This is a genomic window from Janthinobacterium agaricidamnosum (genome assembly GCF_003667705.1).
Classification (GTDB): domain Bacteria; phylum Pseudomonadota; class Gammaproteobacteria; order Burkholderiales; family Burkholderiaceae_D; genus Janthinobacterium.
The window spans coordinates 4,985,694-5,010,445 of the sequence record NZ_CP033019.1 but is presented as its reverse complement, the minus strand read 5'-3'; the positions used below and the strand labels follow the sequence as shown (position 1 = coordinate 5,010,445).

The 24,752-nt window shown below is 63.6% G+C and carries 26 protein-coding genes; 9 read left to right on the top strand and 17 right to left on the bottom strand.

The genetic code is table 11. From position 1 onward, the window contains the following. The 3 genes from D9M09_RS22650 to D9M09_RS22640 all read right to left on the bottom strand — a co-directional run bounded on the left by D9M09_RS22650 (position 1) and on the right by D9M09_RS22640 (position 2,538). Complete coding sequence (locus tag D9M09_RS22650) at positions 1 to 555, bottom strand: carboxymuconolactone decarboxylase family protein (protein WP_070222110.1); 555 nt, start codon at positions 553 to 555, stop codon at positions 1 to 3. Positions 556 to 684: 129 nt separating this feature from the next. Next, positions 685 to 1,605: an AraC family transcriptional regulator gene (locus D9M09_RS22645; RefSeq protein WP_121670439.1), complete on the bottom strand. Its 921-nt coding sequence runs from the start codon at positions 1,603 to 1,605 to the stop codon at positions 685 to 687. 93 nt (positions 1,606 to 1,698) lie between these two features. Beyond that, entirely contained in the window at positions 1,699 to 2,538 is an 840-nt protein-coding gene (locus D9M09_RS22640) for a symmetrical bis(5'-nucleosyl)-tetraphosphatase (protein ID WP_099410785.1), read from the bottom strand. Between the two features lie 423 nt (positions 2,539 to 2,961). Here D9M09_RS22640 and D9M09_RS22635 point away from each other — a divergent pair, with 423 nt between their 5' ends. The 4 genes from D9M09_RS22635 (at position 2,962) to waaA (ending at position 7,077) form a co-directional block, all read left to right on the top strand. Next, complete coding sequence (locus tag D9M09_RS22635; protein WP_070221029.1) at positions 2,962 to 3,270, top strand: H-NS family nucleoid-associated regulatory protein; 309 nt, start codon at positions 2,962 to 2,964, stop codon at positions 3,268 to 3,270. A gap of 90 nt (positions 3,271 to 3,360) precedes the next feature. Then, positions 3,361 to 4,743 (top strand): phosphomannomutase/phosphoglucomutase, encoded by a 1,383-nt coding sequence (locus D9M09_RS22630; RefSeq protein WP_121670438.1) that lies wholly within the window; start codon positions 3,361 to 3,363, stop codon positions 4,741 to 4,743. 4 nt (positions 4,744 to 4,747) lie between these two features. Beyond that, positions 4,748 to 5,770 carry a lipopolysaccharide heptosyltransferase I gene (gene waaC, locus D9M09_RS22625; protein WP_070290465.1) on the top strand — a complete coding sequence of 341 codons (1,023 nt, stop codon included), beginning with the start codon at positions 4,748 to 4,750 and terminating at the stop codon, positions 5,768 to 5,770. A gap of 32 nt (positions 5,771 to 5,802) precedes the next feature. Further along, on the top strand, positions 5,803 to 7,077 hold the full coding sequence (waaA, locus tag D9M09_RS22620) for a lipid IV(A) 3-deoxy-D-manno-octulosonic acid transferase (RefSeq protein WP_121670437.1): 1,275 nt from the start codon (positions 5,803 to 5,805) through the stop codon (positions 7,075 to 7,077). A 126-nt stretch (positions 7,078 to 7,203) separates the two neighbouring features. On the opposite strand, the gene D9M09_RS22615 is transcribed toward waaA, so the two are convergent. From D9M09_RS22615 to miaB, 11 genes are all read right to left on the bottom strand, one after another. Beyond that, complete coding sequence (locus D9M09_RS22615; protein WP_121670436.1) at positions 7,204 to 8,127, bottom strand: M48 family metallopeptidase; 924 nt, start codon at positions 8,125 to 8,127, stop codon at positions 7,204 to 7,206. Positions 8,128 to 8,171: 44 nt separating this feature from the next. Beyond that, positions 8,172 to 8,912: a lysophospholipid acyltransferase family protein gene (locus D9M09_RS22610; protein WP_034746739.1), complete on the bottom strand. Its 741-nt coding sequence runs from the start codon at positions 8,910 to 8,912 to the stop codon at positions 8,172 to 8,174. A 16-nt stretch (positions 8,913 to 8,928) separates the two neighbouring features. Continuing rightward, on the bottom strand, positions 8,929 to 9,516 hold the full coding sequence (gene gmhB / locus D9M09_RS22605; RefSeq protein ID WP_121670435.1) for a D-glycero-beta-D-manno-heptose 1,7-bisphosphate 7-phosphatase: 588 nt from the start codon (positions 9,514 to 9,516) through the stop codon (positions 8,929 to 8,931). Next, complete coding sequence (glyS, locus tag D9M09_RS22600; protein ID WP_121670434.1) at positions 9,516 to 11,618, bottom strand: glycine--tRNA ligase subunit beta; 2,103 nt, start codon at positions 11,616 to 11,618, stop codon at positions 9,516 to 9,518. The genes gmhB and glyS overlap by 1 nt, the downstream gene beginning before the upstream one ends. A 37-nt stretch (positions 11,619 to 11,655) precedes the next feature. After that, on the bottom strand, positions 11,656 to 12,570 hold the full coding sequence (gene glyQ / locus D9M09_RS22595) for a glycine--tRNA ligase subunit alpha (protein WP_070290459.1): 915 nt from the start codon (positions 12,568 to 12,570) through the stop codon (positions 11,656 to 11,658). 146 nt (positions 12,571 to 12,716) lie between these two features. Beyond that, positions 12,717 to 14,306 (bottom strand): apolipoprotein N-acyltransferase, encoded by a 1,590-nt coding sequence (lnt, locus tag D9M09_RS22590; RefSeq protein WP_430886675.1) that lies wholly within the window; start codon positions 14,304 to 14,306, stop codon positions 12,717 to 12,719. A gap of 16 nt (positions 14,307 to 14,322) precedes the next feature. Next, positions 14,323 to 15,201, bottom strand: coding sequence for an HlyC/CorC family transporter (locus D9M09_RS22585; RefSeq protein ID WP_034746750.1), 879 nt, complete (start codon positions 15,199 to 15,201; stop codon positions 14,323 to 14,325). 117 nt (positions 15,202 to 15,318) lie between these two features. Further along, a complete protein-coding gene (locus tag D9M09_RS22580) occupies positions 15,319 to 15,741 on the bottom strand; it encodes a DUF4259 domain-containing protein (protein ID WP_121670433.1) in 423 nt (140 codons plus the stop codon). 165 nt (positions 15,742 to 15,906) lie between these two features. Further along, entirely contained in the window at positions 15,907 to 16,377 is a 471-nt protein-coding gene (ybeY, locus tag D9M09_RS22575) for an rRNA maturation RNase YbeY (protein WP_070221010.1), read from the bottom strand. Beyond that, on the bottom strand, positions 16,361 to 17,425 hold the full coding sequence (locus D9M09_RS22570) for a PhoH family protein (RefSeq protein WP_034746759.1): 1,065 nt from the start codon (positions 17,423 to 17,425) through the stop codon (positions 16,361 to 16,363). Before D9M09_RS22570 ends, ybeY begins: the two co-directional genes overlap by 17 nt. Next, a complete protein-coding gene (gene miaB / locus D9M09_RS22565) occupies positions 17,422 to 18,789 on the bottom strand; it encodes a tRNA (N6-isopentenyl adenosine(37)-C2)-methylthiotransferase MiaB (RefSeq protein ID WP_121670432.1) in 1,368 nt (455 codons plus the stop codon). The genes D9M09_RS22570 and miaB overlap by 4 nt, the downstream gene beginning before the upstream one ends. 650 nt (positions 18,790 to 19,439) lie before the next feature. Between miaB and D9M09_RS22560 the strand changes: the two genes are divergently transcribed. Beyond that, entirely contained in the window at positions 19,440 to 19,766 is a 327-nt protein-coding gene (locus D9M09_RS22560) for a hypothetical protein (RefSeq protein ID WP_034746769.1), read from the top strand. A gap of 166 nt (positions 19,767 to 19,932) precedes the next feature. Here D9M09_RS22560 and D9M09_RS22555 read toward each other — a convergent pair whose 3' ends face one another. Together D9M09_RS22555 and D9M09_RS22550 are read right to left on the bottom strand one after the other, a co-directional pair. Continuing rightward, complete coding sequence (locus D9M09_RS22555; protein ID WP_121670431.1) at positions 19,933 to 20,778, bottom strand: HDOD domain-containing protein; 846 nt, start codon at positions 20,776 to 20,778, stop codon at positions 19,933 to 19,935. After that, positions 20,775 to 21,113, bottom strand: coding sequence for a hypothetical protein (locus D9M09_RS22550; RefSeq protein ID WP_070221004.1), 339 nt, complete (start codon positions 21,111 to 21,113; stop codon positions 20,775 to 20,777). Before D9M09_RS22550 ends, D9M09_RS22555 begins: the two co-directional genes overlap by 4 nt. Before the next feature lie 207 nt (positions 21,114 to 21,320). Here D9M09_RS22550 and D9M09_RS22545 point away from each other — a divergent pair, with 207 nt between their 5' ends. Genes D9M09_RS22545 through D9M09_RS22530 form a run of 4 tightly spaced genes read left to right on the top strand, consistent with a single transcriptional unit; the run spans position 21,321 to position 24,064 of the window. Then, positions 21,321 to 22,886, top strand: a complete 1,566-nt coding sequence (locus D9M09_RS22545) for a sensor histidine kinase (protein ID WP_121670430.1) — start codon at positions 21,321 to 21,323, stop codon at positions 22,884 to 22,886. A gap of 13 nt (positions 22,887 to 22,899) precedes the next feature. Beyond that, positions 22,900 to 23,487 (top strand): DUF1697 domain-containing protein, encoded by a 588-nt coding sequence (locus tag D9M09_RS22540; protein WP_121670429.1) that lies wholly within the window; start codon positions 22,900 to 22,902, stop codon positions 23,485 to 23,487. Beyond that, the gene (locus D9M09_RS22535; RefSeq protein WP_099410793.1) at positions 23,487 to 23,888 is read left to right on the top strand and encodes a DUF3224 domain-containing protein; all 402 of its coding nucleotides are present in this window, start codon (positions 23,487 to 23,489) and stop codon (positions 23,886 to 23,888) included. The genes D9M09_RS22540 and D9M09_RS22535 overlap by 1 nt, the downstream gene beginning before the upstream one ends. Next, entirely contained in the window at positions 23,885 to 24,064 is a 180-nt protein-coding gene (locus D9M09_RS22530) for a hypothetical protein (protein ID WP_121670428.1), read from the top strand. The genes D9M09_RS22535 and D9M09_RS22530 overlap by 4 nt, the downstream gene beginning before the upstream one ends. Before the next feature lie 71 nt (positions 24,065 to 24,135). Here the strand turns inward: D9M09_RS22530 and D9M09_RS22525 are convergent, their stop codons facing one another. Continuing rightward, positions 24,136 to 24,540 (bottom strand): PEP-CTERM sorting domain-containing protein, encoded by a 405-nt coding sequence (locus D9M09_RS22525; RefSeq protein WP_139143763.1) that lies wholly within the window; start codon positions 24,538 to 24,540, stop codon positions 24,136 to 24,138. Between the last annotated feature and the right edge of the window lie 212 nt (positions 24,541 to 24,752).

The following is a 24,752-nucleotide window of genomic DNA, read 5'->3' as shown; positions in this document are numbered from 1 at the left end:
TCAGACGGCGCCAGGCAGGTAGGGCGTCAATTGCGGATTGACGGGCGTGCCGGCCAGGCTGTTGGAGAAATTGCACAGGGTGGCCAGGCTGATGCCCAGCACGACTTCGAGCGCCTGCTGTTCGTTGTAGCCGGCGGCCAGGAAGGCTTGATATTCGGCGTCGCTGACGGCGCCGCGCGTGGCGATGACGGCCGTGGCGAAGGCGGCGACGGCGTCGAGCTTCGTATCGCCCGTCGGCTGGCCGTGCTGCAGGGCGCGCACCGTGTCCGGTGTCTGGCCCGCTTTTTTCAGCGAGATGGCGCTATGGCCGGCGATGCAGAAATCGCAGCCATGGATGCGCGCGGCCGTGATCTGCACCACTTCGCGCTCCATCAGGGTCAGGCTGGCGCGCGCATTGATGCCGGAGACGGTCAGATAGGTTTCCAGTGCCAGCGGGGCATTGGCCAGCACGCCGATCAGATTGGGCAGGAAGCCATTGTTGGCGATGGCCTTTTCCACGAAGGGGCGGCTGTCGGCCGGGGCGGTATCGAGAGTGTGCAGCGTCAGACGGGACATGGGGTACCTTGCTAAGTTAGTAAGTCACCCGGTCATTATATCGGCCATGCCGTGCACGCAACAGACGTCAGCGTCGTCCTTTTGTGCTCGTTCGTCTGCGATTGTGTGATCCTTGATTCCGGCAGGCTCTTAGCTGGCCAGCTGGCGCAATCGCTGGTCGCGCCGGTAGGCGCCCGGCTGCTCGCCCGTGACCCGCTTGAAGGCGCGCGTAAAGGCGGCGTGCGAGCGGTAGCCCACCAGTTCGGCGGCGCGTTCGACGGAGACGCCGTCGTGCAGACGCCGCGCGGCGATCTTCATGCGCAGCAGGAGCAGGAACTGGGCCGGCGAGTGGCCGCTGGCGCTGGCGAAATGCTTGCAGAAGCTGGCGCGCGACATGCACGCTGCCTTGGCCATGTTCTCGATCGACCAGTCGTCGGCAGGGGCGTCGAGCATGCGTTCGAGCAGTGGCGAAAATGCGGGCTGGTGCAGCAGCGACAGCAGGCCGGCCGCCACCTGCTCGCCCTGCGCCACATGGCGGATCAGGTAAAAGAACAGCAGCTCGACCAGGCGCGCGATGAGCGGCGACGGTTGCTCCGGATCGCCGCCTGCTTCGGCGAGGATCAGGTCGAACAGCGCGGCGGCGGCGCTGAAGGCGGGCGCGTCGCCGCGTATCAGCAGATACGGCGGGAACGAGTCGACGATCAGCGCGGAGAGGGCGCCGCGAAATTGAAAGAAGCCGCAGGCCAGCGCCGTCGCCGGCTGCTGCGTGGGCGTTTGCAGCGGCAGCATCGCTTGCGCGCTCACCGCCTGCAGCGGATCGCTGTGGGGACTGGGGAAGTGCGGCAAGTCGCGCAGCAGGAAGACGCCGTCGCGCGGGCCGAGCGCAATGGGCGCCGCGCCGTCGAGGTGCAAGTAGCAATGGCCATCGAGCACCAGGTGAAAGCTGCCCAGTTCCCGCCCCGCCGTGGAAGCGCGCCAGCGGCCGCAGTACTGGCCCACATGCAGGACGGCGGTGTCGAGTTCCAGGCTGCCGAGCAGCCAGCGCGCCAGTCTGTCGGTATCAGGATGCATGGGATCGCAAAGGCAAAAGCGCCATCATACGGGCCAGACGCGGCAAGGCCAACGACCGATTTCGACTAAGCATATGCGCGCCAAGCTTGGTGATTACTGCTTGCCGCTATGCTGCTGGAACGCGGGGCAGTCGACTTGCAGCAGCGAGCGGTCCTCCAGGCACACGGCCGACAGTTTCCCGCCCCAGACGCAGCCGCTATCGAGTCCGATCAGGTGCGGCCTTAGTAGCAGTCCCAGCGCCGACCAGTGGCCGAAGACGATGGTGTCGCCGGCGCTGCGCCGGCCCGGCACGTCGAACCAGGGCAGCAGGCCGGAGCCTGGCGGCGGGCTGCCGCTTTCCTTCATCTTGAAATCCATTACACCGTCCGGCGTGCAAAAGCGCAGCCGCGTCATGGCGTTGACGATGCAGCGCAGCCGGTCGGCGCCCTGCAGGTCGTCGCGCCAGGCGGCCGGCTCGTTGCCGTACATGGTGCGCAGGAACGCCACCCAATCGTCGCTGCGCAGCATGGCGGACACCTCCTCGCTCAGGGACAGGGCCTGGGCCGCGCTCCATTGCGGCAGCAAGCCTGCATGCACGAGCACATGGCCATCGTGTTCCAGTGCCAGTGGCCGCTGGCGCAGCCAGTCGATCAACTCCTCGCGGTCGGGTGCATCGAGGATGTCGGCGAGGGTGTCGGACGCATGCTCGGGCCGGATGCCGTTGGCCACGGCCAGCAAGTGCAAGTCATGGTTGCCCAGGACGCTGTCGGCCAGGCCTTGCTGCGCCAGGGCGTGCACGTGGCGCAGGGTGGCCAGCGAGGCCGGGCCGCGATTGATCAAGTCGCCCGCGAACAGCAGGCGGTACGGACCGCCCGCTGCCGCCTGGATCCGTTCGATCAATTCGACGGTTTGTGCATGACAGCCTTGCAGATCGCCGATAAAGTAAGTTTTCATATGTGCCGGGGTGAAGTGAACTACGCGCCTGCATTATAAGCATGCCCGCCCTTTGGCGTTGGGGCATTTCTGGCAGGTGCGCGATTGCGCGCATGGCCGGCGGGAAGAAAAACGCGGGCGCCGATTATGCCGCATGGGAATTTGATTCAGCGGTATGTCACGCTGCCGTATCACGCTGCCGTATAGGAATAATAATCCGCTGGCATGCCGTTCAGGCACGCGGGAATGCCATTTAATTCATGGTTATTCATTTTTCATGCGGGCTTCCGGTATATTCTTCATTTAATCTTAATGTTGGCCCGCCAAATAAATCGAGGGCCGTGATTCAATTGATGATGGATTATGCGTTGGTGCACAGATATTTATGCAATGTAGTATATTCCACGTGATTTTATTATTTAAATGAATATAAAGGATGTACCAATGGATCTGTCTACGATGACGATGCTGGAATTGCGCAAACTGGAAGATAATGTCAAGCAGGAGTTGAACAGCCGCGAGCGCGAAGACTTGAACAAGGCGCGCGAACAGATCATGGCCATCGCGCAGCAAGCCGGCATTCCGCTGAAACAGCTGATACTCGATGGCTTGCACCCGCGCACGGGCAAAGTCGCGGTGCGTTACCGCCATCCTGAGAATGCGACCGAGCAATGGACAGGCCGTGGCCGTCAGCCGCTGTGGGTCAGGCAGTGGGTGGAATCGGGCAAGTCGATCGATCTGCTGCGCGTATAATTCGGTATACTCTTGGCGTAGTGGCAAGCCGCCAGCCGCGCGCTGCACCTTGCCAGGCACCTTATTGACCCTACTTATACCGGCCACACCATGCTCCCATTGTCCAGAACGATCTTCAAGGCCTACGATATTCGCGGCATCATCGCTAAAACCCTCGATGCCGGCGTGGCCCACAAGATCGGTCAGGCATTTGGCCAGGCCGCCCTGGCCAAGGGCGAGCAGCGGGTCGTGATCGGCCGCGATGGCCGTCTGTCGGGACCGGAATTGACGGCGGCGCTGGCGCAGGGCTTGCAAGCGGCGGGCGTCGACGTGATCGACCTGGGCGTGGTGGCCACGCCGATGGTCTACTTCGGCACGAATGTGCTCGACACGCGCTCCGGCATCATGGTCACGGGCAGCCACAATCCGCCCGACTACAACGGCTTCAAGATGGTGCTGGCCGGTGAAGCGATCCACGGCGAAGCGATCCAGGCGCTGTACCACAGCATCGTCGCGCACGACGGCAGCGCCAGTGCCAAGCCGGGCTCCTATGCCACGCACGATATCCGCACGGCCTACCTGGCGCGCATCCTGGGCGACGTCAAGCTGGCGCGCCCGATCAAGATCGCCGTCGACTGCGGCAATGGCGTGGCCGGCGCATTCGCGGGGGACCTGTTCCGCGGCATGGGCTGCGAAGTCATCGAACTGTTCTGCGAAGTCGACGGCCACTTCCCGAACCACCATCCGGACCCGGCGCACCCGGAAAACCTGCAGGACCTGATCCGCTGCCTGGCCGAGACGGATGCCGAAATCGGCATCGCCTTCGACGGCGACGGCGACCGCCTGGGCGTGGTCACCAAGGATGGCCAGATCATCTACCCTGACCGCCAGATGATGCTGTTCGCGGCCGACGTGCTGACCCGCCATCCTGGCGCGCAGATTTTGTACGATGTGAAATGCACGCGCCACCTGGCGCCGTGGATCAGCAAGCATGGCGGCGTACCGCTGATGTACAAGACGGGCCACTCGCTGGTAAAAGCCAAGCTGCGCGAAACGGGTGCGCCGCTGGGCGGCGAAATGAGCGGCCATATCTTCTTCAAGGACCGCTGGTACGGTTTCGACGACGGCATGTATTCGGCCGCGCGCCTGCTCGAAATCCTCACGCGCGAAGCGGATCCGTCGGCTTTGCTGAATTCCCTGCCGCAGTCCGACAGCACGCCGGAACTGCACCTGGAGCTGAAGGAGGGCGAGAACGTCGCGCTGATGGACATGCTGCGCCGCGACGCCGTCTTCCCCGGCAATGAACAGATCATCACCATCGACGGCTTGCGCGTGGAATACGCGGACGGCTTCGGCCTGGCCCGCTCGTCGAACACCACGCCAGTGATCGTCATGCGCTTCGAAGCGGAAACGCCGGCAGCCCTGGCGCGCATCCAGGGACAGTTCAAGAGCGTGATCCTGGCCGCCAAGCCTGATGCCGTGCTGCCGTTCTGACAGCATGGCCGCTCAACCAGGCGCGCAGGCGCCCTTGAAAATCCTGCTGGTGCGCGTGTCCTCGCTGGGCGACGTGCTGCATAACCTGCCGATGGTGGCGGACATCGCCCGCCATTTCCCGAACGCGACCATCGACTGGGTGGTTGAAGAGGGCTACACCAGCCTGGTGCGCCTGAACGCGCGCGTCAATACCATTTTCCCGTTCGCGCTGCGGCGCTGGCGCAAGAGTCTGGGCAAGAAAGAGACGCGCGCGGAAATCGCCGCCTTCTTCCGCAGCCTGCGCCAGACGCGCTACGATTATGTGTTCGATACCCAGGGCTTGCTCAAGACGGGCATCATCATGGGCGCCGCGCGCCTGGCGCCGGGCGGACAGAAGGTCGGCCTAGCCAATGGCAGCGAAGGCTCCGGCTACGAAGGCATCTCGCGCCTGTTCCACACCAAAAGCATTCCGCTCGACCCGCGCACGCATGCGGTAGCGCGCGGCCGCCTGGTCGCTGCCGCCGCACTCGGCTACACGATCGACACGCCGGCCGATTTCGGCTTGCCGGAAGTCTCGCGCAACGAGCCGCGCCCGGACTGGATGGGCGAAGCTCCCTACTGCGTGTATTTCCACGGTACGGCGCGCGACGCCAAGAAATGGGCGCCGGAAAACTGGATCGCCCTGGGCCGTGCCTTGGCGCCGATGCCGATTTTGCTGCCCTGGGGTTCGCCCAGGGAAAAGGCGGAAGCCGAACAACTTGCGGCCGGTCTGCCGAACGCGCGCGTGCTGCCGAAACTGTCGATGGACGATGCCACCCTGCTGGCGCGCCACGCGGCGCTGGTGATCGGCGTCGACACGGGTCTGACGCATATCGCGGCCGCCTTCGTGCGCCCGACGGTGGAAATCTATGCCGATTCTCCGCTGTGGAAAACGGAAGGCAACTGGTCGCCGAACATCATCAACCTGGGCGACAAGGGTGCGCCGCCCGGCGTGCCGGAAGTGCTGGCCGCGGCACAACGCCTGCTGACCGAACATCCTCCCGCCTGACTTCAACCGCCTGACCTTAACATTCAACAATCATGCGACTTCTTTATACCCTTGCCTGGTGGCTGGCCTTGCCCCTGGTGCTGGCGCGGCTGTGGCTGCGCGGACGCCAGGAACCCGGCTACCGCCAGCACTGGGGCGAGCGCCTGGGCTTTTACGGCCGCCAGCCGACAACGGCTACAGACACCATCTGGCTGCACGCCGTCTCCGTCGGCGAGACGCGCGCGGCCGAGCCGCTGATCGATGCGCTGCTGGCCGCCTGGCCCAGGTGCCGCATCGTCCTCACGCACATGACGCCGACGGGGCGTGCGACGGGCAAGGCGCTGTTCGCCAAACACGGCGCGCGCCTCGTGCAAAGCTATCTGCCCTACGACACGGGCGCCATGCCGGCCCGTTTCATCCGCCATTTCACCCCGCGCATCTGCATCCTGATGGAGACGGAAGTGTGGCCGAATCTGATCCACCAATGCACTCGCTACAAAGTGCCCGTGGTGCTGGCCAACGCGCGCTTGTCGCAGCGTTCGCTGGGCAAGGCGCAGCGTCTGGGCAAGCTGATTGCCGATGCGGCGCGCGGCATCACCCTGGTGGCGGCGCAGACGCAGGACGACGCCGATCGCGTGCGCCAGCTGGGCGTGCAGGACGTGGTGGTCACGGGCAGCATCAAGTTCGACGTCGTCGTGCCCGAGGCGGCCCTGGCGACGGGGGCAGCGCTGCGCGCCGCCATCGGTGCGCGCCCCGTGCTGCTGTGCGCCAGCACGCGCGAAGGCGAAGAGCAGCTGATCCTCGATGCCTTTACCCGCGCCAGCTTGCCCGATGATGCGCTGCTGCTGATCGTGCCGCGCCACCCGCAGCGCTTCGACGAGGTGGAAAAATTGATCGCGGCGCACGGCCTGGCCGTGCAGCGCAGGTCGGGCCTGGCGCAGGACGATGTGGTGGCGGCGGGCACGCAGGTGCTGCTGGGCGACTCGATGGGCGAGATGTTTGCGTACTACGCGGCCTGCGATTGCGCGTTCGTCGGCGGCAGCCTGCTGCCGCTGGGCGGACAAAACCTGATCGAGCCGGCGGCCTTGGGCAAGCCCGTGCTGATCGGCCCGCACACCTTCAATTTCGCGCTGGTCACCGAGCAGGCGATCGCCGCCGGCGGCGCCGCGCTGGTGGCGGATGCCGATGCGCTGATGGCGCAGGCATCTGCCTTGCTGCAGGATCCGGCGCGTTTATCGTCGATGGGTCAAAAGGCGCTGGCGTTTGCCAGCCAGCACCGGGGCGCCACGCCGCGCACCATCGCGGCGATTCAACCGCTGCTGCGGTGACGGCGGCGCGGCCAAGAATGTTGTCGGATTACGCGCTAGCGCTAATCCGACCTACCTCCATCATGGCAGCTGTAGGTCGGATTAGCGCAGGGCGCGTAATCCGACAGTCGTGGCCAACAATATCGTTTACGCGAACAGCACCGGCAACTCCTGCGAGCGTTTTCTGAGCGCCTGCTTGGCCCCATCGTAATCGGGATAGATCGATTCCACGGTGGCCCAGAAGCGGGGGCTGTGGTTCATTTCCAGCAGGTGCGACAGTTCGTGCGCCACGACGTAATCGATCAGCGGCAGGGCGAAGTGGATCAGGCGCCAGTTCAGGCGGATCTTGCGCTCGATGGTGCAGCTGCCCCAGCGCGTGCCGGCCGACGACAGCGACAGCGAATCGTAGCGCACGCCCAGCTTGTCCGCATACAGGTCCAGCCGTGCTTCGAACAGCTGGCGAGCCTCGTGCTGGAACCAGCCCTTCACTTTTTCCTTCAATTGCTGCTCGCTGCCCGTGGGCGTGACCCACACGTGCAGCTCATTGGTATCGCGCTGAAAGCTGGCGCGGTGGCGCGGCGCCTGGTGCAATCGCAAGGTGATCTCGCCACCGAGGTAGGGTAGCACGGCGCCATCGACCCATGCCACGGGCGGGCGCTGCTGGCGCTGTACCTTGCGCTCGCCCCGTTCCAGCAGTTTCGAGACGATCCAGCCTTGCTTGGCGCGGATGGCGTTGTCGATTTCGGCCAGGGTGACGCGCTTGGGCGCGGTGACGCGCAAACCGTTATCGTCGATCATGAAGCCGATGGAACGGCGCGTGGAGCGGCGCAGGGCGAATTCGACGAGGTGGCTGCCCAGCTGCAGCTGGCGCAGTGGCGGGCCATCGGCGGTGCGTGGCGGGGAAGGCAGGGGAGGCGGGGCAGGGCGAACGATGGGCGGCGCGGGCGCCACTACCGGTGGCACCACGGGCGGCGCTGGCGGTGCCGTGGGGCGCACCGCCGGGGGCGTGCTGGTCGAGACGTCATGCGCGAACAAATCCAGTTGTTGGTCGCCGACCTTGATGGTCTTCATCTGCTGGCGCAGTGTCGGCTCCTGGATGACCGCGCTGATGCCGTCTAGCCAGCGTTGTAGGCGTGAGGCGAAATGACGCGCATTTCTGATTCTATCCAATTTTCCACCTGTTGCATCATGCTGTCCGGGGTTTGCCCTTCCGGCGAAATCGGTTTGCCTATCGAGACGGTGATCAGTCCCGGGCGTTTGAGGAATGACTGCTTGGGCCAGCACTCGCCTGAATTATGCGCAATCGGCACCACCACGGCGCCCGTGGCGATGGCCAGACGCGTGCCGCCGCTCTTGTACTTGCCCGCCTGGCCCACGGGAATGCGGGTACCTTCAGGGAACATGATAATCCATTGGCCATCGGCCAGCCGGCGCTTGCCATGTGCGACCACGCTCTTGAACGCATGCTTGCCCTGCTTGCGGTCGATGGGGATCATGCGCAGCAGCGCCATGGCCCAGCCGAAGAAGGGGATGTACAGGATCTCCTTCTTGAACACATATACGAGCGGACGGGGCAGGCTGGGCAGCAAGAAGATGGTTTCCCATGCCGACTGGTGCTTCGACAGCACGATGGCCGGCGCGTCCGGGAAGTTCTCGGCGCCCTTGACTTCATAGCGGATGCCGCAAATGACCTTGGCGCACCACAGGATAAACACATTCCAGCGCGAGGTGACCCAATAGCGCTTGTTGTAGCTCAATGGCGCGGCAAAAAAGCACACGCAGGCCCAGACGATGGTGGCCACGATCATGATGATCATGAACAGCAGTGATCGCAGGAACAGGGAAATATTACGCAATGCGGTTCTCCGAAGATTAGATACTGAATGCCACGGTGGGCGCCGGTGTGGCGGGCGCCTTGAGCAGGTGGTTCACGACGGCGGCCAGGTCGGGGAAGACCTGAGTGCCGGGCGGCAGGCCACCCGTCTCGTTGGTTTTTTCGCCCTTGCCCGTCAAGACCAGGTAGGGCACGCAGCCGCTGATGAAGCCGGCCTGCAGGTCGCGCAGCGAATCGCCAACGGTGGGCACGCCTCGCAGGCTGGTGTTGTAACGCTGCGAGATTTCATGGAACATGCCCGGTTTCGGCTTGCGGCAGTCGCAATTGTCCGCGCCCGCATGCGGGCAAAAGAAGATGGCGTCGATATCGGCGCCCACCTGCTGCGCCAGGGTGTGCATCTTCTGGTGGATCGCGTTGAGCACCGTCATGTCGAAGTATTCGCGCGCGATGCCGGACTGGTTCGAGGCGACTACGACGCGATAGCCGGCCTGGTTCAGGCGGGCTATCGCTTCGAGCGAACCGGGGATGGGCAGCCATTCGGCCGGCGACTTGATGAAGTCCGGCGAGTCATGATTAATGACGCCGTCGCGGTCGAGAATAATCAGTTTCAGCGCCGGAGTGCCCATTATGCCGCCAGCTTGGAAATGTCGGCCACGCGGTTCATCATGCCGTGCAAGGACGACAGCAAGGCCAGGCGGTTGTTGCGCAGGGCGACATCCTCGGCCATCACCATCACGTCGTTGAAGAAGCCATCGACGTCATCGCGCAGCTGCGCCAGGGTTTGCAGGGTGCTGGTGAAGTCGCCCTTGGCAAAGGCCGCGTCGACTTCCGGCTGCACGCGCGAGACGGCGGCGGCCAGTTTTTTCTCCGCCTCGTCCTGCAGCAGCGCCACGTTGACGCCACCGGCGGCGACCTGGCTCACGGCTTCCTCGTTCTTTTTCAGGATGTTCGTGATGCGCTTGTTGGCCGCTGCCAGCGAGGCGCTTTCCGGCAGCGCGGCAAACGCCTGCACGGCTTCCAGGCGCTGCACGATGTCGTCCAGGCGGTCGGGATTCTGCGCCACGACGGCTTCGATTTCATTCGGCGAGAAACCGCGCTCGCGCAGGATGCCGCGCAGGCGGTCCAGCATGAAGGTGGTCACATCCGCGACGGGGTCCTTGAAGCCGGGCACCGACGCGAACTGCGCGGCGGCGTCCGCCAGCAAGCCCTGGATCGACAATGGCAGGCGTTTTTCCAGCAGCATGCGCAGCACGCCCAGGGCGTGGCGGCGCAGCGCAAACGGGTCCTTGTCGCCTGTCGGCGCCAGGCCGATGGCCCAGATGCCGACCAGGGTTTCGAGCTTGTCGGCCAGGGCCACGGCGGTGCCGGTGGCGGTGGACGGCAGGCTGTCGCCGGCAAAGCGCGGCTGGTAGTGTTCGGAGGCGGCCAGCGCCACTTCTTCCGGTTCGCCGTCATGGCGCGCGTAGTACGTGCCCATGATGCCTTGCAGTTCGGGGAATTCGCCCACCATGTCGGTCAGCAGATCGGCCTTGGCCAGCAGGGCGCCGCGTTCGGCCAGCGCCACGTCGTAGCCCAGCTTGGCGGCGATGGCGCCGGCCAGCGACTTGACGCGCTCTGTGCGGGCCGCTTGCGTGCCCAGCTTGTTGTGGTAGACGACGTTGGCCAGCAGCGGCAGACGCGATGCCAAGGTCTTCTTCTTGTCCTGCTCGAAGAAGAACTTGGCGTCGGACAGGCGCGGGCGCACGACGCGCTCGTTGCCGCCGATGATGTGCTCGGGCGTGTCCGTCTCGATGTTCGAGACGATCAAAAAGCGCGAGCGCAGCTTGCCTTCGCTGTCCGTCAGGGCGAAGTATTTCTGGTTCGTCTGCATCGTGAGGATCAGGCATTCCTGCGGCACGGCCAGGAATTCTTCCTCGAAGTGGCACTCATACACGACCGGCCATTCGACCAGGGCCGTGACTTCATCGAGCAGCGCTTCGGGCATCAGCACCTGGTCGGCGCCGGCCTTGTCCAGCAGCTGGGCGCGGATGCGCTCCTTGCGTTCCTCGTTGCTGGCGATGACGCTGGCGTTGAGAATCAGCGAGGGCGCATAGTTTTCCGCGTGCGCGATGGTGATCGGTTCGCCGTCGGTGAGGAAGCGGTGGCCCAGGGTGGTGCGGCCGGCCGTCAAGCCCAGCAGGGTCAATGGCAGGATATTGATGCCGTGCAGGGCGATCAGGCTGTGGGCCGGGCGCACGAACTGCACGGTGGTGCCGTCCGGACGCTGATAGCTCATCAGTTTTGGAATCGGCAGCTTGGCGGCCGATTCCGTCAATGCGGCCTGCGCCCCTGTGGCGAGCTGGCTGCCCGGCGCCGTGTAGGTGTAGAAGAAGCTTTCCGCCTTGCCGTCGGCGGCGCGTTCCAGCTCGGCCACCGTCAGATCGGGGAAGCCCAGCGCGGCCAGTTTCTTGGCCAGCGGCGGCGTGCCGTTGCCGTTCGCGTCCAGCGCTACGGAGACGGGCAGGACTTTTTCGCGGATCGATTTGTCGGGCGAGACTTCGCGCACGTTGGTGATGGAGACGGCCAGGCGGCGCGGCGAGGCGTAGCTGGTGGCGACGCTGTCGGCTTCCAGGAAGTCGCGCGTTTTCAGGCCGTTGACGATGCCGGCCGTGAAGGCGGCGCCCAGTTTGGCCAGCGCTTTCGGCGGCAGTTCTTCGGTCAGCAGTTCGATGAGCAGTGTTTGGTTCATGGTGTTCTTGTCAGGTACGGCGGTGTGGAGGCTCGAATTAGGCGGCGGCTTGGTCTGCGGCGGGCAGCATCGGGAAACCGAGGCGCTCGCGCGAGTCGTAGTACGCTTGCGCCACCAGGCGCGACAGGGTGCGCACGCGGCCGATGTAGGCGGCGCGTTCCGTCACCGAGATGGCGCCGCGCGCGTCGAGCATATTGAAGCTGTGCGAGGCCTTCATGATCTTCTCGTAGGCGGGCAGGGTCAGTTGCAGTTCGATTAGGCGCTTCGCTTCCGCTTCGTAGTTGCCGAACTGTTCGAACAGCAGGTCCGTGTTCGCGTGCTCGAAGTTGTAGGTCGATTGCTCCACCTCGTTCTGGTGGAAGACGTCGCCGTAGGTCAGTTTTTTCGTAATACCGTTTTCTTCCCACTCTGTCCACACCAGGTCATACACGTTTTCCACGCCCTGCAGATACATGGCCAGGCGTTCGATGCCGTAGGTGATCTCGCCCAGCACGGGCTTGCAATCGAGGCCGCCCACTTGCTGGAAGTAGGTAAATTGGGTCACTTCCATGCCGTTCAGCCAGACTTCCCAGCCCAGGCCCCAGGCGCCCAGGGTCGGGCTTTCCCAGTCGTCTTCGACGAAGCGCACGTCATTCTGCTTCAAGTCCAGGCCCAGCGCGGCCAGCGAACCCAGATACAGGTCGAGGATGTTTTCCGGCGCCGGCTTCAACACCACCTGGTACTGGTAGTAGTGCTGCATGCGGTTCGGGTTTTCGCCATAGCGGCCATCTTTCGGGCGGCGCGACGGCTGCACATACGCGGCGCGCCACGGTTCCGGGCCGATCGCGCGCAGGAAGGTGCCGGTGTGGAAGGTGCCGGCGCCGACTTCCATGTCGTATGGCTGGAGCAGGGCGCAACCTTGCTTGTCCCAATAGGTTTGCAAGGTCAGGATAATTTGTTGAAATGTGAGCATCGTATGAGTTCGCCGCGCGGGAGACTGCGCGCTGTTAAGGTTTGCTTGAAGCCCGCACGCCGCTAACAAGCGCGTCCGGGCCGGGGTTTTGCTAATTTTAGCGGTTTTTACGGGCCCACTGTGACTCTTCGGGCAATATCGGCCGCTTATTGCTGCGCGGCGCGGCCACGGCGGGCGGCGCGCGACAGCAGGAAGGCCGTCAGCAGGGCCAGCGCGGCCAGGGCCAGCACCAGTTTGTTGCCGTACAGAATGTATGGCGTCATGCCGCCCATGCCCTGCACCTTGGTCGCCAGCGTGGCTTGCTGTTCCGGCGGCAGCAGGCTTTGCACGTTGCCCTTGCCGTCGATGACGGCGGTGGCGCCCGTGTTCGTCGAGCGCAGCATGGGGCGGCCCGTTTCCAGGCTGCGCATCTGCGAAATCTGCAGATGCTGGGGGATGGCGATCGAGTCGCCAAACCATGCCAGGTTCGAGATATTGAGCAGCACGGACGCCGATTGCTTGCCGTGGCGGTGGGCGCTGGCCAGCTGGCCGGCGATTTCTTCGCCAAACAAGTCTTCGTAGCAGATATTCGGCAGCACCAGCTGGTCGCGCACCTGCAGCGGCGCCTGCACCTCGGCGCCGCGGCCCATGTCGCCCAGCGGGATGGCCATCATGGCGACGAACCAGTGCAGGCCGGGCGGCACGAATTCGCCGAACGGCACCAGATGGTGCTTGCGGTACTGGTAGTAGGGACCGCCCGCGCCGTTGGGGGAAATCCCCAGGGCCGCATTGTAGAAGCGCTGCTGCTCGTCGAGCACGGGCATGCCGACCAAAATCGTGCTGCCCGTCTGCTGCGCATACGTCGCCAGGCTATCGAGATAGCCGGGCGGCAGCTGGTGCGGCAGCACGGTGACGGCCGTTTCCGGCGTGGCGATCAGGTCGGCCGGCGTGCTGGTGATGGCGCTCTGGTACATCTGCAGAGCGCCCAGCACGAAGCCGGGGTCGAATTTCTGCTGCTGCGGCACATTGCCCTGCAACAGGCGCACAGTGATGGGGCGCCCGACCGGGTGGGTCCAGTTCACGTATTGCAAGCCAACGCCGGCCGCGTACAGGGCGATGACGCCGCCCAGCGCGCTCCAGCGCGTGCGGTGCAGGGGGTGGACCAGTAGCAGCAGGGCGCCGGCGGACAGCGCCGCCAGCCAGCCCAGGCCATACGATCCGACGATGGGGGCAAAGCCGCCCAGCGGGCTGGCATTGTGGGCGTAGCCGGTGGCCAGCCACGGAAAACCCGTAAACAGCCAGCCGCGCGTCCATTCGAACAGGGTCCACGTGGCGGGCAGCACCAGCAAGGTCATGGCGGGCAGGGACAGCACCCAGCGCTGGCGCAGCCAGGCGGCCGCGCCCATGGCCAGGGCCACGTAGATGGCCATCAAGAGTGCCAGCAAGGCCACGGCGATGGCGGCGATCGGCGCGGCCATGTCGCCATAGCGGTGCATCGAGATGTACAGCCAGTGCGTGCCGGCCGCGCACCAGCCGAAGCCGTAGGCCCAGCCGATCAGCGCGCCGGCCTTGACGTTCGCCGCGCGCAGCACCTGGTAGAACAGCACGCCCAGGCTGAGGATTTGCAGCGGCCAGTAGCCGAAAGGGGCGAACGCCAGCACGGCGACTGCGCCGGCAACAAAGGCAGTCAGCATGCGCGCCCAGGTGCTGCGGGGCGGTTTGGCGGGGGCGTTGGGGTCGGCGCGTCTGAAACGCATTTACAGCACGCGCATGTCAGAGTTCCAGTTCCGGCACGTTGGGCAGGCGCTCGACGAGCAGCACGTGCACCTGGCGCGCATCGGCGCGCAGGACCTCGAAACGCAAATTGCCCAGGTCGAAGATGTCGCCCTTGTGCGCCATGCGGCCCAGGTACTTCGAGACCAGGCCGCCGATGGTGTCGACGTCGTCGTCGACCAGGTGGCTGCCCACTTCTTCGTTGAACTGTTCGATCTCGGTCAGCGCCTTGACCCTCCAGCGGGGGCCGAACTGGCCTTCCTTGAGCGAGAGGATATTGTCCTCCGCTTCGTCGAAGTCGTATTCGTCCTCGATATCGCCGACGATCTGTTCCAGCACGTCTTCGATGGTGATCAGGCCGGCGACGCCGCTGTACTCATCGACGACGATGGCCATGTGATTGTGGTTGGCGCGGAAATCGCGCAGCAGCACATTCAGGCGTTTCGATTCGGGGATGAAGATGGCGGGGCGCAGCATGTCGCGCACGTCGAAAGTTTCTTCTGCGTAATAACGCAGCAAGTCTTTCGCCAGCAGGATGCCGATGACCTTGTCGCGCTCGCCTTCGATCGCGGGGAAGCGCGAGTGGGCGGTGGACAGGACTTCCGGCATCCATTCCTCGATCGGCTTGCTGATGTCGATGACATCCATTTGCGAACGGGGAATCATGATGTCGCGCGCACAGAGATCCGACACCTGGAACACGCCTTCGATCATCGACAGGGCGTCGGCGTCGATCAGCTTGCGTTCATGCGCATCGTGTAGAACTTCGAGCAATTCTGCACGGTTCTCTGGCTCGGGGGAAATGAGTGCGGTCAGGCGTTCAAACAGTGACCGGTGGGGCTTGACGTCAGTTCTGACGCCACTAGGGTGCTCGGGCATAGGAGGCGTGAGCCGTTGTTGCGAAGGGATATAGGATACACCAAAAGTGGGGGAATACCGGATTTCCCCGCTTTTGATGCAAATTTAATACGTTGAAGTGCGCCGTTGCGCGATCTTTTACGCCGCTTCCGGGCCCAGCACGCGCGCGCGCAAGTGCGCCACGTCGGCCTGCCAGTCGGCGAAATGCTCGCTGTCCTGCCACAGCTGGCGCAGTTCCGACGCTTCGGCCGTGATCTTGTCGAAGGCCAGGCGCGCCTTTTCCAGCAGCGGCGGCGTGACTTTCTTCTTGCAGGCGGCCACCCATTCGTCAACCTCGGCCGTGGCCGGGTCGTCCTCGCCCGGCTTGCCCAGCAGGCGCGCGATCACTTCCAGCGCGGCCAGCGCCTCGGCGGCGAACGGCGCTTCCAGTTCCGCTTCCTGGCTGTCGATGACGTTGTCGAGCGTTGTCTCGACCAGTTCCAGGGTTTTATATTCGTGCAAATCCTGCGCCCAATCCATGGCGTAGTCGTTGCCGAAGGCGTCAGTGGCCCAAGTGCCCATAGTATGTCCTTGTGTGCGCGCGTTGGCGCTATTTGTACGTAGGTCAGATTAGCGCAGCGTAATCTGACACTGTGGTGCTCCGGTTACATTGACGGATGTTGTCGGCTTACGCCCTGCGGGCTAACCCGACCTACCCGACCTACCGACCGCCCCAATCTGCGCGGTTTATTTTGGGTCCGCGTACGGATCGGCAATGCCGAGTTTGGCCAGGATCTCCGTCTCCAGCCCTTCCATCTCGGCCGCTTCCTCGTCATCCATGTGGTCGTAGCCCTGCGCATGCAGCACGCCGTGCACGATCAGATGGGCCGTGTGTTCTTCCACGCTCTTCTTTTGCTCGGCCGCTTCCTTTTCCAGCACGTCCGTGCACAGGATGATGTCGGCGCGCGTTGGCTCGTCGTCGCTTAATTCTTCGCCTTCGTTGTAGGCGAAGGTCAGCACGTTGGTGGCGTAGTCCTTTTCGCGGTAGTCGCGGTTCAGGCTGCGGCCTTCTTCCGCGTCGACGAAGCGGATGGTGAATTCGGCCGGGGCGAACAGGGCCGCCTTGACCCAGCGGCGCACTTTCGGGCGCGTGATCAGGGTTTCCAGACGGGCATCCGGGTATTGCACGGACAAGGACAGTTTATTTTTTTCGGACATTTTTGGCGGCGGCTGGTTTCAATAAGGAGGGCAGGTGGGCGGCGTCGGCATTGGCCGCCTGCGCCGTTTCATAAGCGTCGACGATGCGCGCGACGAGCGGATGGCGTACCACGTCGGTGCTGTTAAATTGCGTGAAGCCGATGCCGCGCACGTCTTTCAATACGTGCACGGCGTCGATCAGGCCGCTTGTCTGGCTCTTGTGTAGGTCGACTTGCGTCACGTCGCCCGTCACCACGGCCTTGCTGCCGAAGCCGATGCGCGTCAAAAACATCTTCATCTGTTCGACGGTGGTGTTTTGCGCCTCGTCGAGGATGACAAACGCGTGGTTCAGGGTGCGCCCGCGCATGTAGGCCAGCGGGGCGATCTCGATCACCTGTTTTTCAAACAGCTTCTGCGTGCGGTCAAAGCCCAGCAAATCGTACAGCGCGTCGTACAGGGGGCGCAGGTAGGGGTCGACCTTTTGCGCCAGGTCGCCCGGCAAAAAGCCCAGGCGCTCGCCCGCTTCGACGGCGGGGCGCGTCAAGATGATGCGCTTGACGGCGTCGCGCTCGAGCGCGTCGACGGCGCAGGCGACGGCCAGGTAGGTCTTGCCCGTGCCGGCTGGACCCACGCCGAAGCTGATGTCGTGTTCGAGGATGTCGCGCAGGTAGGCGATCTGGTGCGGCGTGCGTCCGCGCAGGTCGGAGCGCCGCGTTTTCAGCACGGGGCTGGCGATGTCCGGTTCCACAAAAGTGCTGGCGGGCGCGTTGGCGTGGTGTTCCGAGGCGGCGGACAGGCCCGCGCGCTGTTCCACCAGGGCCAGCTGGACTTCTTCCAGCGGCACGACCTTGTTGGCGATGGCGTAGAACTGTTCGAGGATTTCCACGGCGCGCTCGGCGTTGCTGCCGCCGACGATGAATTTCTCGCCGCGGCGGAAAATCGTCACGTCGAGGGCGGCGGAAATCTGGCGCAAGTTTTCATCGAGCGGTCCGCACAGATGCGCCAGGCGCGTGTTGTCGAGCGGCTCGGGGATGAAGTAATGCGGCTGTATCGGGGCTTTGGTTTTCAACTGGCTCTTTTCAATGCGGGGGCGCTGGCGACAAGTTCGCCGCGCAGGGTGTAGGAATGGCTTTCGGTGATGCGCACGTCGACCAGCTGGCCGATCAATTGCAAACCGTCCGGGCCGGCGTCGAAATTGACCACGCGGTTGTTCTCGGTGCGGCCTTGCAGCTCGCTATCGTCTGTATCCTTTTTGGAGCGGCCTTCGACGACGATGGTTTGCACCGTGCCCACCATGGCCAGGCTGTATTTGCGCGTATTGGCGTCGATGGCCGCCTGCAGCTGCTGCAGCCGGGCCAGCTTGATCTCGTGCGGCGTGTCATCTTCCAGGCTGGCGGCCGGCGTGCCGGGGCGCTTGCTGAAGATGAAGCTGTAGCTGTTGTCGAAGCCCACGTCCGCGATCAGCTTCATCATGGCGTCGAAGTCGGCCTGCGTCTCGCCAGGAAAGCCCACGATGAAGTCGGACGAAATGGCCATGTTCGGGCGCACGGCGCGGATGCGGCGGATGATGGACTTGTATTCGAGGCCCGTGTAGCCGCGCTTCATGGCGCCGAGGATCTTGTCGGAACCGTGCTGCGCCGGCAGGTACAGATGGTCGACCAGCTGCGGGATCTTCGCGTAGGCGTCGATCAGGCGCTGCGTGAATTCCTTCGGGTGGCTGGTGACGAAGCGCATGCGTTCGATGCCGGGAATGTCGGCCACGTATTCGAGCAGCAGGGCGAAGTCGGCGATCTCGCCGCCTTCCATCGCGCCCCGGTAGGCATTCACGTTTTGCCCCAGCAGGGTGATTTCCTTGACGCCCTGGGCGGCCAGGCCCGCCACCTCCGTCAGCACGTCCTCGAAGCGGCGCGACACTTCCTCGCCGCGCGTGTAGGGCACGACGCAGTAGCTGCAATATTTGCTGCAGCCTTCCATGATGGAGACGAACGCCGAAGCGCCTTCCACCTTGGCCGGCGGCATGTGGTCGAACTTTTCGATTTCCGGGAAGCTGATGTCCACTTGCGCATCGCCGCTGGCGCGGCGCAGTTCGATCATCTGCGGCAGGCGGTGCAGGGTTTGCGGGCCGAACACCATGTCGACATACGGCGCGCGCTTGACGATGGCGTCGCCTTCCTGCGAGGCCACGCAGCCGCCCACGCCGATCAGGAGGTGCGGCTTGGCCAGTTTCAGCTCGCGCAGACGGCCCAGGTCGGAAAACACTTTTTCCTGCGCCTTTTCGCGCACGGAGCAGGTGTTGAGCAGGATGACGTCGGCGTCTTCCGGCGTGTCGGTGCGCACCAGGCCATCGGAGGCGCCCAGCACGTCGGCCATCTTGTCCGAGTCATATTCGTTCATCTGGCAGCCGAAGGTTTTAATGAATACTTTTTTCTGCATGGAGTCGGGCGCTTATCGGTAAATGTGGCGGCAAACAAGATGGGTGGGCAGGATGCTGCGGCGCAGGGGGCCGCTCAGGGTTGGGCGCGGTGGATGACCGGCCGGGCGCCTCTGGCTGCCCGGTGGCAGGCTCGCTGCAAGTTCAGGCCATAGTTTAGCGTAAATCGCCGGCACGGGCCATGTCGTGCTGATCTTGCCGGCAAGGTTGCGATGTGAACAAGGCGCCCGGAACGGCGATGCTGAAAAGCATTTATTGCTGTACGGCACCATTGATTTGTAACAAGTTGCTGCAAAGCCTTGTGTGCGCCCGCTGGCATCCTAATGTGTTGAAATAGCATCGTTGCCAAGCCAACCAGCAGATTGATTGATATTTAACAATCAGGAAGTTTGCGCGAGGCGCAGATGCTGCGTGTTTGGACTAGTATATTGTCTTATATGCAATTCATTTTGGTGGGTTGCAGTGCTTTTACTCACGCGGCAAGTTGCGTACGTTGGCCGGGCGTGGCTGTGCGAGTCCTGTGCGGGCAGTGCGATAAGGAAAAAGGCGGGGGAAGGCTGAATCAGTTGGAAAGACGTTTATTTAAACACTCTAAGCCAGCCTTAAGTTCATATCGGCATTATTTTCTACATTCACCAGACGAGGAAAAATCATGGCACATCATGCATTAGCATCGCAAGAGAGTTACAACCCGAACCACCTGCTGGATATTCTGCTGAGCAAGATGCAGCTGAAGAATGATGCAGCCCTGTCGCGCCTGCTTGAAGTGGCGCCACCGGTCATCAGCAAGATCCGCCACCACCGCTTGCCGGTCGGCGCCTCGCTGTTGATCCGCATGCACGAAGTGACGGGCATGAGCATCCGCGACCTGCGCGACTTGATGGGCGACCGCCGCACCAAGTATCGTCTGTCCGACGCCCAGGGCCGTCCAAAAGCGGAAGACCGCGGCGATGCGCAAGAATCCAATTACGCGCACTGATGTGGCGGTTGCGCGCTGACTGTGCCGCTTGCGTAGCTGCTGGCGGCAACAGGCTGGCGTGGACCGGGCAGCATGGACCGGGTAACATGGATGTATCGCAGTACCGATAACGGCTTTCGCTTCGCAGCGAGAGCCGTTTGCGTTTGCGGCCTCGTGAGGATCTTGATTAGCTCAGCAGTGCCGAGGTGATTTCGTCGTAGCGCAGTTCCGTTTCGCGGAACAGCTGCAGATACGTGTCTTCGCCCAGGCCCAGCGCATCCCAGGCCACCGGCGAGACGCGCGGCACCATGTCGTCGCCTGCCTGCGCCAGGTCGAGCGCGCAGACAATCGCATGGGCCACGTGGATCAGCGACGCGAGAAAGCCTGCCCCCGGCGCTTCCGGCTGCAGGTAGTTGCCCAGCGCCAGGCGCATGGTGTCGGAAAAATTCCAGTGTTCGGCCAGAGCCACGGCCGCCTGCACGTGGTCCACGCCCAGCACGGCCTGCTCCGCTTCGAGCAGGCTGCAATCGTGCGCGGCCTGGTGTGCGATGACTTGCGCGTAGTGCGCGGGAAAGCTGCTGACCAGCACCAGCCGTCCGATGTTGTGCAGCAAGCCGGCCGTGAATGCGTAATCCTGGTTGAAACGGATCTGCCGCGCCAGCACCTTGGCGCAGGCGGCCGTCGCTACCGAATGGCGCCAGAAGGCCTTGTCGTCGAAACCGGGGCAGCGGCCTTCCGGGAAGCAGCCCGTGATGGCGGCCGAGGTGATCAGGCTGCGCGTGGTCTGGAAGCCCAGGTAAGTGATCGCCTGCTGGATGGTGGTGGCCTTCACTTGCAGGCCATAGTGCGATGAGTTGGCCAGGCGCAGGGTTTTTGCCGTCAGCGCCTGGTCATACGACACTTTTTTGGCCAGCACGGAAATATCGACGTCCTCCTGGTCTATGCTGTTGAGCAGTTCCATGACGACGGCGGGCAGCGAAGGCAGGTCATCGAGGTGGGCGACGATATCGTCGAGCGTCAGCTGGGTGCTCATGCGGCCTCTCCCGTGCCCAGGCGGTAAGCCGTGACATAGTTGCGCAGCAAGGTGGTGGCCGCATCGAGGGGATCGTCCGGGTCATGCTTGCGGAACAGGTAGGCCAGCCGTTCGCTGTCGGCCGCCTGCTGCGCGGCGATTTCTTCCGGCGACGGGGGCGGCGCCTGGATCGGCAGCATGTCGATGTTGTGGCGGGGCATCAGAGCCAGCATGTTTTCCGTCAATACCGCGCCTTGCGGCAACAGCACTTGTCCATGCGCATCGAGCAAGACATCCGACAAGATCATGCCGGGACGAACTTGTTCCAGGGGTAGATGTTGATGCGTGACCGCCATGACGACTCCTTAGATGATTGCGGGATATTACCATTGCCATGACGCAATGTCTCAACCTGCATCAAAGTCTCTATCGAAACTGGGAATGCTGTAAATCTTGCCAATAAGCATGTCATACCGTACATTTGAATCAGGCCCTTGCATTGCTGACGTATCTGCGCCCGCGCCGCGGGCTGGCGGCTGGCCTGGCCCGGGGAGTGTTGATTGATGGTGAGTATCCAAGTCCGGCTGACCCTGCTTTTTGTCGTGATCGTCACCTTGGTGCTGGGCATTTCCGGCAGCTATACCCAATATACCTTGAGCAAGGAACTCGAATCGGGCAGCGCGCGCCTGCGCAGCGGCGTGCTCACGCGCTTGCAGACCAGCTTGCCGTCCGCCCTGTGGGACCTCGACAAATCCAAGGTCGACAGCATCGTGGCGGCCGAAATGCTGCCGCCGGAACTGGTCGGCATCCGCGTCTATGACGCCTCGGTCGGTTTGTTCGCCGGCGAGGTGCGCGACGCGGCCGGCACGCTGGTGCCGCTTGAGGCGGACGTGGCCATGGGCGGCACGCCCGTCGAGGCGCCGCTGGTGTTCCGCGACGCCGTGGCGGCGGCCTCGGGCGGCAAGCCGGTGATTGTCGGCAAGGTCATCGTCAATTTCAGCCGTGCGCAGATCGATGCGGCCTTGCGCAGCGAAGTGCGGCGCAAGGTACTGGAAGTGTTGCTGCTTGACATCATCCTCGTGGGCGCCTTGGCGCTGAGTCTGCGCATCGTCTTCGGCCCCCTGAAACAGTTGCGCGACGGCTTGTTCGACCTGGCCACGCGCGGCAGCGACGAGGTCGAAGAGCTGCCGGAAAGCCGGCGCGACGAACTGGGCGACGTGATCCGCGGCTTCAATGCCGTGCAGCGCAAGCTCAAGTCCATCATCGAGGGCAGCCGCGAGGCGGAGGACATGGCGCGCCGTTCGCAGCAGGCAACGGCGCAGGCCATGGACGAGCTGCGCCGCGCGCAGGAATCGTTGCTGCAATCGGAACGCCTGGCCTCGCTGGGCAGCCTGGTGGCCGGCGTGGCGCATGAAATCAACACCCCGGTCGGCATCGCGCTGACCAGCGCTTCGGTGCTGAAGGAAGCCACCGATGACATCAGCGCGGCGGTGGCTGGCGGCAGCGTGAAGAAGACCGACATCGTGCGCTACCTGGAAACGGCCGGCGAAAGCGCGCGGCTGATCATGAACAATGCCTACCGGGCCGCACACCTGATCCACAGCTTCAAGCAGATCGCCGTCGACCAGGTCAGCGAGGCGCGCCGTTTGTTCGAATTGCGCGACTATATCGGCGAAGTGATCTCGAGCCTGCAGCCGACCCTGAAAAAGACGCGCATCAGCATCGATATCGATTGCCCGCCTGACATCATGCTCGACAGCTATCCGGGTGCGCTGGCGCAGGTGCTGACCAACCTGGTCTTGAACTGCGTCGAGCACGCCTTCGATGCGGACACGGCGGGCAATATCCATATCGGCGTGCGCCGCGACGGCGACGCGATCGCCATGCAGGTGCGCGACAACGGCCGCGGCATCGCACCCGACATGCTCGACCGCGTGTTCGATCCGTTTGTCACCACGCGGCGCGGGCAGGGCGGCACGGGGCTGGGCTTGAATATCGTGTTCAACTTGATTGCCAAGCAGTTTGGCGGCACCATCACGGTCAGCAGCACCTTGGGGCAGGGCGCGACGTTCCTGCTGCGCCTGCCCACGGTGACGCCGTTGCCGGAAAGCACCAGCAGCCAGGCATAGTCAAGGAGAAGACATGGCACAGATAGAAAACAGTCAGCAAGTGGCGCTTTTGCGCGGGATCAATGTGGGTCGCGCCAAGCGCGTGGCCATGGCCGACCTGCGCAAGCTGCTGGGCGACCTCGGTTTTGCGCAGGTGCGTACGGTACTCAACAGCGGCAACGTCGTGTATGACGGGGGGGCGGTGGCGCCGGCCGAGGCCGCTGCCCGCATCGAGGAAGCGCTGGTGCTGAAACTGGGCGTGGCGGCCAGGGTGACGGTGCTGTCGGCCAGCCAGTTTGCCGAACTGGTCGAACAAAACACCCTGGCGCCGGCGACCGATGCGGCACGCCTGCTGACCTTGGTGCTGAACAATCCGGCCGACGTGCAGCGCCTGACGCCGCTCTTGCAGCAGTCGTGGCAGCCCGAAGCGCTGGCGCTGGGCCGCTGGGCCGCGTATGCCTGGTGTCCCGATGGCGTGCTGGCCAGCAAGGTGGTGGCGGCGCTCGGTGTGCTGCTGGGCGACGGCGTCACCTCGCGCAACTGGGCCACCATGCAGAAATTATATGCGCTGCTGAACGGAGCGGATGCGGCAGCCATATCCTCATTTACCAAGGACCACTGATGCCTTCCATTTCAGGGACATTCGACGTCATCATCCGTCCGGAAGCCTTGTCTGACACGGCCACGCAGTCGGGGCTGGGACGCTTGTCGCTAGCCAAGCGCTACCACGGCGCCCTCGACGCCAGCGCGCAGGGCGAGATGCTCAGCGCGCGTGCCAGCGTGACCGGTTCGGCAGGCTATGTGGCGCTGGAACGGGTGGAAGGCACTTTGGACGGGCGCCACGGCAGTTTTTATTTGCAGCACAGCGGCAGCATGACGCGCGGCGCGCCCGCCTTGTCCGTGACGGTGGTGCCCGATACGGGTACGGGCCAGTTGCAAGGACTCACCGGCAGCCTGGCCATCCGCATCGAGGAGGGCAAGCATTATTATGATTTTACGTATGATATTGTTGAGACGCCATGAACTGGGATATCGTCAAGGGCGTCTTGATCGTGCTCGTCGCCATCAGCGCGGTGGTGACGGCCTTCGTGCTCATGTCCGCCTCGGGCCCGGACAAGGCGGGCTGCATCGCGCGCGCCCTGAAGTCGGGCATTCCGGTGGGGAATATCGAACGGGTCTGCCGCCTGCTCGATAAATGAGGACGCCATCAAAAAACATTCCGCACCAGGCGGAATGTTTTGCAGCAGCGCACTTGCCAGCGCAGGCGCCGTCAGTTGTCGAATTTTTCCTGTTTTTCGCCGTGCAGGCTCAAGGCCACCAGGCCCAATCCCACCAGCAGCATCGAGTACATGCTCGCTTCCGGCACGGCGGCCGGTACGCTGGTTTGCTGTGCGGTCGCGGCCGTCGTGGGCCTGGGCGGCGCCAGGGCCGCATGGCGCGCGCCACTGCTGCTCCAGTGCGGTGTCGCCGTCGCGGTGCTGCTGGCCAGCAGGCGTGCATACGGCAAGTCCGGCGTTTCCCAGCCAGGATTGTTATTCAAGCTGATGCTTTCATCGATCGTCACGCGTTCGCCGGCTTCCTGCTTGCCGGCCGTCGTGTCGCTGACTGCCGCCATGCTCCCCGTGCTGGCCGACAGCGCCAGCAAGGCCACGCATAACGGCTGATAGATTCTCATCGTGCTCTCCCTGTTGTTCACCGCGCGGCGCAGCCGAAACCGGCTAGCGCATGGACGGACAATTCGCCTGTACGGGGGCGTATCATGATTTTTCTGCTGTTCTCCCATTACAGCATAGATCGTGACATTTTTGATACGCTTATTTCCTCTTTATTACGAATATTTGTCATTTTGATAGCGTAAGCATGATCGCTGCCGCACACTTTGCATAA